We start from the raw sequence: 7,806 nt of genomic DNA on the forward strand, positions 1-7,806 counted from the left end.
AATGAAGTTTGACTATGTAATTGGGAATCCGCCCTATCAAGTTAGTGATGGCGGAGCAGGTGCAAGTGCAACTCCTGTATATCAAGATTTTTTTGATGAAGCTAAGAAGCTTAATCCACGTGCTATAGATTTAATTACTCCGTCAAAGTGGTTTGCAGGGGGAAAGGGATTAGATTCATTCAGAGCAGAGATGTTGAATGATCACCATCTCGTCAAAATTGTTGATTTTGTTAATGCGAAAGATTGTTTTCCAAATGCTAGTATTGGTGGCGGTGTTAATTATTTTTTGTGGTCTAGCTTAAATAAATCTGATACGTGTGAGTTTACTAATATTCATGACGGTAAGAAATCAACTGTTGATAGAGATTTATCTGAATTTCCAGTTCTTGTCAGATATAATGAATCAGTTGATATTATTCATAAAGTGCTAAAAGATAATCCTAGCCTAGTTTCTGAAACTGTAGATTCTCGTAATTCATTTGGTTTGCCATCGTCTTTTAGGGGGAATAAAGCAAAAGAATCAGATGATGATTGTCTTGTATATTCAAGTGGCGGTCACGGTTATGTTTCATTTAACTCTATAACAAAGGGAGAAGAGTTGATAGATAAATATAAAGTTATCATTAGTCGAATAACTTCTGAGCACGCTGGAGAGCCAGATAAGAATGGAAAATTTGCGGTTATTTCTACTGTTAAAGTTTTACAACCAGGAGAGGTATGTACTGATTCTTATTTAGTAGCGTACGCTTCTTTATCAAAAGATAAGGCTGAAAATTTTGCTAGTTATGTATGTACAAAATTTTTCAGATTTCTTCTTCTTCAAGCTATTTCTTCTATCAATTTATCGAAAGATAAATTTCAATTTGTTCCTATTGTTGACTTAAATCAGCATTGGACAGATGAAATGTTGTATTACCATTTTGGATTAAGTGAAGATGAGTCAAAATTTATAAACAACATGATGAAGAAAAAGGAGATGGCATAATGGCTCGAGTGAAAATAAAGACTGCTGCTAAAGTTGCTCCGCAAATATATGCTTACCAGACTCCGGATGTTCCTAAACATGATGGTTGGACTAAGATTGGCTACACTGAACGTGATGTTGATACACGAGTTCATGAGCAGACGAACACACCAGATGTTGACTATGAAGTCCGCTGGCACCGTTTGGCAAAATTCACAACGGAACCTTACGATTCCTTTAATGATAAAGATTTCCACAAGTATTTAACTCGTGAAGGTGTTGAACGGAAGAAGGGGAAAGAGTGGTTTCACATTGATCCAGGTCCTGCTCTGAACTACTTCAAAGATTTCCAAGAAAATCATGGTGAAATTTCCACTTCTGTTCCGTCAGATGCTGTCATTCCGTATACCTTGCGTAGTGAACAAGCTGAGGCGGTTGACAAGGCTAAAAGCTACTTTGCCGCTCACAAGGATGGTCAGTTCCTGTGGAATTGCAAGCCACGTTTTGGGAAGACGCTGTCTGCCTATGATCTCTGTAAGAAGATGGGTGCAAAGAGTGTTCTTATCGTCACTAACCGTCCGGCCATCGCTAACAGCTGGTACAGCGACTACGAGACCTTCCTAGGACCGCAGTCTGGCTACGTGTTCGTTTCTGTCGTTGACGGTATCAAGGACAAGAAGTACGTTTTTAGCCGTGATGAGTACGTACAGAAGGCCATCAAGTCAGATGATGATGACCTGGGCTGTATTGAGTTTGTCAGCTTGCAAAACTTGAAGCGGTCGATCTACTTTGGCGGAATCGAAGAAAAGCTGGAAGAGGTAGCACACACTGAATGGGATATCTTGATCATCGATGAAGCTCATGAAGGTGTAGATACTTACAAGACTGACGCTGCATTTGAACAGATTAATCGTAAGGCTACTTTACACCTGTCCGGTACTCCATTTAAGGCCCTGGCCAACGATAAATTTGATGATGACGCTATCTATAACTGGACTTATGCTGATGAGCAACGTAAGAAAGCGGAATGGGATGGCGATGCAACAGACGGGAATCCATATATTAATCTGCCTAAGCTGAACATGCTGACTTATCAGATGAGCGATATTGTCCGGGATAAGGCACAAGCTGGGATTGAATTAGCGGACAGAGATGTTGAAGAATATGCCTTTGACTTGAATGAATTCTTTAGGACCAATGAATCTGGGACGAAGTTTGTTCATGACGAAGATGTGGATAAGTTCCTGGTAGCTCTGACAACGCAGGAAAAGTTTCCGTTCAGTACTCCAGAACTCAGAAATGAACTGAAGCATACTTTTTGGCTGCTTAACCGGGTTAGCTCTGCTAGATGCTTAGCCAAGAAATTGAAAGAAAACGATGTTTTCAAGGATTATGAGATTGTTCTGGCAGCTGGTGACGGTAAGCTTGATGAAGATGATGAAAACATCAAGGCCTACGATAAGGTAAGAGATGCAATTGCTAACCACGATAAGACTATTACACTTTCAGTGGGGCAGTTGACAACTGGCGTTACTATTCCAGAATGGACTGCTGTTTTGATGCTTTCGAACATGAAGAGCCCAGCTTTGTACATGCAAGCCGCTTTCCGTGCTCAAAATCCATGTTTGTTCCAAAATGCTAATGGTGATTCATTCCGTAAAGAGAATGCCTACGTTTTTGACTTTGACCCAGCAAGAACTTTGGATATCTTTGAAAAATTTGCGGTCGACTTGTCACCGGATACTGCTGCGGGCAAGGGTGACGTGGATCATCGAAAGAAGCACATCCGGGAGCTTCTTAACTACTTTCCTGTATATGGTGAAGATGATAATGGCTCAATGATCGAACTGGATGCCGAGAAGGTTATGACTATTCCTCGGCACATTCACGCAAAGGAAGTAGTATCTCGTGGCTTTATGAGCAACTTCTTGTTTACTAATATCTCCAATATTTTTGGCGCTCCTAAAGAAGTCCAGGAACAGATCAACAATTGGGAAGCAATCGAGGAACCGACTCCTAAGGAGGTAGATGCTGGGGAAGATACTAAGGAAGATCTTGACATTAACGATGATGGTGATGTGGATATTCCTAATGAAGAGGTTATCGGCACCGCCAAAGATGTTTTTGGTAAAAAAATTTACAAGGATGTCAGTGATAATCTGGATGAGTCGATTTCTCAGCTTACCAAGACTCAAAACACTAAAGAAGACAGCGAGAAAAAGGAGCTTAAGGACTTACAAGAAACGTTCGGTAAGCCAATTTCTGATACTTTAGTAAACACAGCTAAAGAGCATTACGGCCGGGAACTGAAGAAGTCAACTCAAAAGAAGTTGGATCATCAGTTGCGGAATACAACGGATCATATTGTTGCTCAGACTTACAGCAGCTGGAAGATTGCGGACAATCAGAAGTCTTATGAAGCAAAAGTAGCTGTGGATAATGCAAAGAAAAACGGTGCTACAATTGCTGAAATTGCTGATCTTAATTCGCAATTCGACGAAGAGCGCCAGAAGATGAAGGGGGAGATGCTGGAAAACATCAATAAGCAAGTTCATAACAAGGAACTCATTGATAAAGCAGCTCAAACCGTTGTTAAGACTGTTGAAACTGAAAAGAAGAATGCACTGAAGGTTGAAATTGAATCTTCAGTCCGTGACCACTTGAGAGGCTTCACCCGTACCATTCCGTCATTTTTGATGGCTTACGGGGATCAAGAGACCCGGTTAGAGAACTTTGATAAGATCGTACCGCCAGATGTCTTTGAAGAGGTTACCGGGACTTCTATTGAGTGGTTTAGACGTTTGCGTGATGGCTACGATTATCAAGAAGAAGATGAGAATGGCAATGAATTACCAGGCGAGGAGCACCGCAAGCACTTTGAAGGCCATTTGTTTGATAATGTCGTCTTCAACGACTCATGTGCTGAATTCTTGAAGAAGAAAGAGGATCTGGCTGACTGGTTCGATGATGATCACAAAGAGGATATTTTTGACTATATTCCGCCACAAAAGACTAACCAGATCTTCACTCCTAAGAAGGTTGTGAAGGATATGGTAGATATGCTGGAAGATGAAAATCCTAACTGCTTTGACGATGACAATGCAACTTTTGCAGATTTGTACGTGAAGTCTGGCTTGTACATTACCGAAATAGTAAAGCGACTGATGGCTTCTTCTGAGATGAAACGGTTATATCCTGTTGAGCATGACCGTTTGAAGCACATTTTTGAAAAGCAGGTTTACGGTCTGGCACCAACAGAGATCATTTACCGGATCGCGCATGAATACATCTTTGGTTTTGACAAGTCGGGAGACATTAGCGACAAGCACTTTAAGCAGGTTGACTCGCTACCATTGGCTAAGGATGGTACATTAGCTGACAAACTGGACGAAATTTTCCCGGAATAAAGAGAATCTTTTGTCTAGACATAAGAGAAATAAGAAAACGAGACTACACTTACAAAGTAGCCTCGTTTTTTTGTGCTATAAAAGTTTTTCTCTTGATTCTTCAAGAAATGAGATGGTGTTCTCAACTGCGTGTTTTAGTGATTCTTTGGCTGATTTCATTTTTTCTGTGTCGTCGGGATTTCTATAAGCTACAGAATAATTTTCAGCACTAGATCTAACTTTTTCTATCTCGGCGTTAAAACCTTCTAAAAATACTTGGAGGTTTCGATTGATGACCTTCCGCTCGTAGTCATTCTTTATAAGTTGGGAAACCTTTTCCGTAAATTCGTCGCTAGAATCTCCTTCGACAGACTTGCGAAAATCTTCATTCTCGAATAAAAAAGAAAATTCATCTTTCCAAAACTTTTTTACTCAGAAAACTCTTCTTGAGTTAAGTTCATCCTTGTTCTACATAACTTAAGTCTGTTTGCTATTTGAAGGACTATAAACTTTGTGCGGAAGGTTATCTTATCGGGCAACAAAATATGAACGTCAAGCTTAAAGAGCTGTGCAAAGAAATGAATATAAAATCAAACGAAGCAATTAACATGTATACCTGTCGGCATTCGGTGGCTTCTAGATTGGCTAATACTCCTGGTATGAGTTATCCTTGGGCTGCAGCAAGAATGGGGCATACGGTAGACATGTTCCTAAAGAACTATGTCCATGCAATGCAAGATCAAACGATTGATATGCTGAATTTAATTGGAAAGTAAGGGTTGTGATGAATTGAGACTGAGAAATATTCCCAGCTTAATGGTGGAAACTAAATGAAATTTAGAGAAGATTCGGAAGGACAGTTGGCAGACGGCTCCTAAGCGGAGTTCGCCAGACTTCTGATAGCCTTAGACAATGAACACACTCTGAGCACACTGGATAATTTCTAAGTGCTAATAAGCTTGGTATAATACGATTTATGCCATTAACCCAATAATTGGCACGCATAAGAAAGACCGCTAGATCGAAAGATCTGACGGTCTTTTTGTGTTATTTGCGCTTGAAATCGTAGTCGGTCCGGAAGACGAATTTATCTGGCCTGCTGGCCGCGGGGCAGAACTTATAGCCGAAATCATTGAAATGCTGGAGTGCATCCGCGTCGGTGATGTCGTGTTGAGCCATGAAGCGGACCATGTCTCCGCGGGACATCTTGGCATGAGTCGCGGCCGTGCGCCATTTGCCATGCTTGTTTTCCTGGAAGACGATGTCGATTAGGCGCTGGTTCTTTTTGACAAAAGGCTTGAGCAGGCGGGAATACTCGCTTGACGCCAGGTTGACCACGATGTCATCGTCAGCGTACAGGCTCTGGTAGACCTTGTCTTGCCAGTAGTCATAGAGGCTGTAGTACTTGAAGCCGGTCAGCTTGCTTTGCAGCTCCAGGCGGTAGGGACTGATGGCATCGAAGGGGCGCAGGCTGCCGTAGAGACCAGACAGGATGCGCAGGTGATCTTGCAGGTAGTCCAGAGCGGCTTGCGGGAGCACATCCGGCGCCATGTATTGGTATTGGATGCCAGTGAAGGCCATGATCGCGGGCGTTTGGGCCTGGTTGAGGTCGAGCGCGTCCAGCTGCTGCAGGGCTGAATCCACGATCTTGGGACTGGCCTGCCAGATAGCCGTTAGTTCGTCTTTGGTCCGGGTATTCAAGAAGGCCAGCAGCTCGCTGGCTTCGGTGATGAATTCAGGTTGGCTTTGCGGCAAAAAAGAGTCCGCGTCCACCTGCATCTTTTTGGCTGGGGAAATAATAATTTTCATAGGAGCACCTCGCTTCGTTAAGTAGATTTTGACAAAAAAATGCCAAAAAAGAAAGCGGGAAGGGGGATGCGGACGCGTTGCATTGACCGGCCGGCGTTTGGGGCTTGGCCGCGGTAGTGGGTTGGTTAGGGTTCGGAAAGGGGATGCGCGGATTTTGCTTTAGTTGGGGGAACTGGTTCCCGAAAAGTCCCAAAAATAAACGTTAAATAAATCAAAATAGTCCAATCCCCTGCAAAGGATTGGACTATTTTCTTGAAAAGTAATGGATGCATTAAAAAAGTTGCTTTTGGCGGGCTCACTCCCTTTGCTGCTTATTTTCCAACAGGCATCTTACACTAGTGGCCATTGTGTCCGCAAACTGCAGCTTGCAGCCAGCAAACCGCGCCGTAGAGCCATTCTTGCGCTAGGCGTGACGATTCCATCCCCGCCACGCAAGCCTTTCACTAGCCAATTCTGCATCCTTAATTTTCCAACAAAAAAGCCTGTCACGCTTAACACGCATGGCAGGCTTTCCTAGACCAGTGATCTTTCATCCAAATTTTCCTAACAAAGCTCTTTGGCCGCGATTTCCAGTGAGGCCAAGCCTTCAGCCGCGGTAACCTTCTTGCGGTTGATCGCGGCAAAATTCGGCCAGCACTTGGCGAGGGTGCGGTCGACGGGGATAAAGCAGACGCAGCCGTCAGGCATCCTGCGGAACTCCTGCTCGTCCGGTAAAATATGCCGCCCGCAGCGGCGGGAATCGTAGAACCAAACATAGTCGGTCAAATAGCCGAGCTGGAGCTCGCGCTTGATGTCAGCCAGAATCAGGTCGTAATTTCTTGCCTTGCTCGTGTTCATTTTTTCTCCTTTAACGCATTCACTGATCTGTTAAAAAGATTATTGCACAGACCGCGTCTTGGAAAAAATGACAGCCAAAGTCCCCGCAAGCCCGTGAACTCAGGCTTTCTTGCCAGGACACTTATGCAGCTTTTGCCGTATTGCCGCGGCTCGCTTGGGCTAGGCCGCGGCAGAAATTTTTCTTCAGCTTATTCTTTTTCAAAAATTCCGCTGACGACGATCGCGTCCCGGCCCGTGGCCTTGAAGAACTGGGGGTAGATATAGACCATGCCGTCGGGGACAATCGTGTAGTTGAGCTCGTCCAGGTTGCTGGCGGCTTCATCATAGAAGTTAAGCGCGTCCTGCTTCTCAGCCTCTTGCTTGAGTCTGGCCAGTACGACTTCCCGGGAGCCTTTGACCAGGTCGTAGACGGGGATGCGGTTGCCAGTCGTCAATGAGTAGGCTCCGCCATTGTACTTGTGATAGCCCGCGGCTACAGGGTAGAATTCCGCGTCTTGCCGGAAAGAAATGACGCCATGCTTGTTATAGGTAACGGTCACCAGGAAGCGGCTGGAACAGGTGGTGTCGAGATCATTAAGGGCGACTGCCGCCTCTTTCAGGAGGGCGAAGTTATGCTGATTGTGCTGATAGTCTTTCTCCCAGGCAGCGTTGATCTTCTTGATGGCTTTCGTATTGCCAGCCAGAACCGGCTTTTGGTAGCAGTAGGTGAACGCGTGGCGGCCAATCTTGAATTCCTGCTGGTCGGTCTCCAGCTTATGACATGCTCCCCCGACCAAGGTCGGGGGTTTCTTTATAGGCTAGTGCTCACGC

Annotated in this window: 6 protein-coding genes; 3 read left to right on the forward strand and 3 right to left on the reverse strand. The window is 44.3% G+C overall.

The window, feature by feature from the left end; genetic code table 11:
- Position 1: 1 nt before the first annotated feature.
- The 3 genes from OCH80_RS08175 to OCH80_RS08185 all read left to right on the forward strand — a co-directional run bounded on the left by OCH80_RS08175 (position 2) and on the right by OCH80_RS08185 (position 5,126).
- Positions 2–985: an Eco57I restriction-modification methylase domain-containing protein gene (locus OCH80_RS08175; RefSeq protein ID WP_404539804.1), complete on the forward strand. Its 984-nt coding sequence runs from the start codon at positions 2–4 to the stop codon at positions 983–985.
- Positions 985–4,371, forward strand: a complete 3,387-nt coding sequence (locus OCH80_RS08180) for a DEAD/DEAH box helicase family protein (RefSeq protein ID WP_404539807.1) — start codon at positions 985–987, stop codon at positions 4,369–4,371. The genes OCH80_RS08175 and OCH80_RS08180 overlap by 1 nt, the downstream gene beginning before the upstream one ends.
- A gap of 524 nt (positions 4,372–4,895) precedes the next feature.
- On the forward strand, positions 4,896–5,126 hold the full coding sequence (locus tag OCH80_RS08185) for a hypothetical protein (protein WP_404539810.1): 231 nt from the start codon (positions 4,896–4,898) through the stop codon (positions 5,124–5,126).
- Between the two features lie 271 nt (positions 5,127–5,397).
- On the opposite strand, the gene yaaA is transcribed toward OCH80_RS08185, so the two are convergent.
- The 3 genes from yaaA to OCH80_RS08200 form a co-directional block, all read right to left on the reverse strand.
- Positions 5,398–6,159 (reverse strand): peroxide stress protein YaaA, encoded by a 762-nt coding sequence (yaaA, locus tag OCH80_RS08190; RefSeq protein ID WP_404539812.1) that lies wholly within the window; start codon positions 6,157–6,159, stop codon positions 5,398–5,400.
- A 543-nt stretch (positions 6,160–6,702) separates the two neighbouring features.
- Complete coding sequence (locus OCH80_RS08195) at positions 6,703–6,996, reverse strand: hypothetical protein (protein ID WP_404539814.1); 294 nt, start codon at positions 6,994–6,996, stop codon at positions 6,703–6,705.
- A gap of 188 nt (positions 6,997–7,184) precedes the next feature.
- Entirely contained in the window at positions 7,185–7,772 is a 588-nt protein-coding gene (locus OCH80_RS08200; RefSeq protein WP_404539817.1) for a hypothetical protein, read from the reverse strand.
- Between the last annotated feature and the right edge of the window lie 34 nt (positions 7,773–7,806).

The sequence above is a fragment of the Lactobacillus sp. 23-2 genome (assembly GCF_044902225.1).
GTDB lineage: Bacteria > Bacillota > Bacilli > Lactobacillales > Lactobacillaceae > Lactobacillus > Lactobacillus absianus.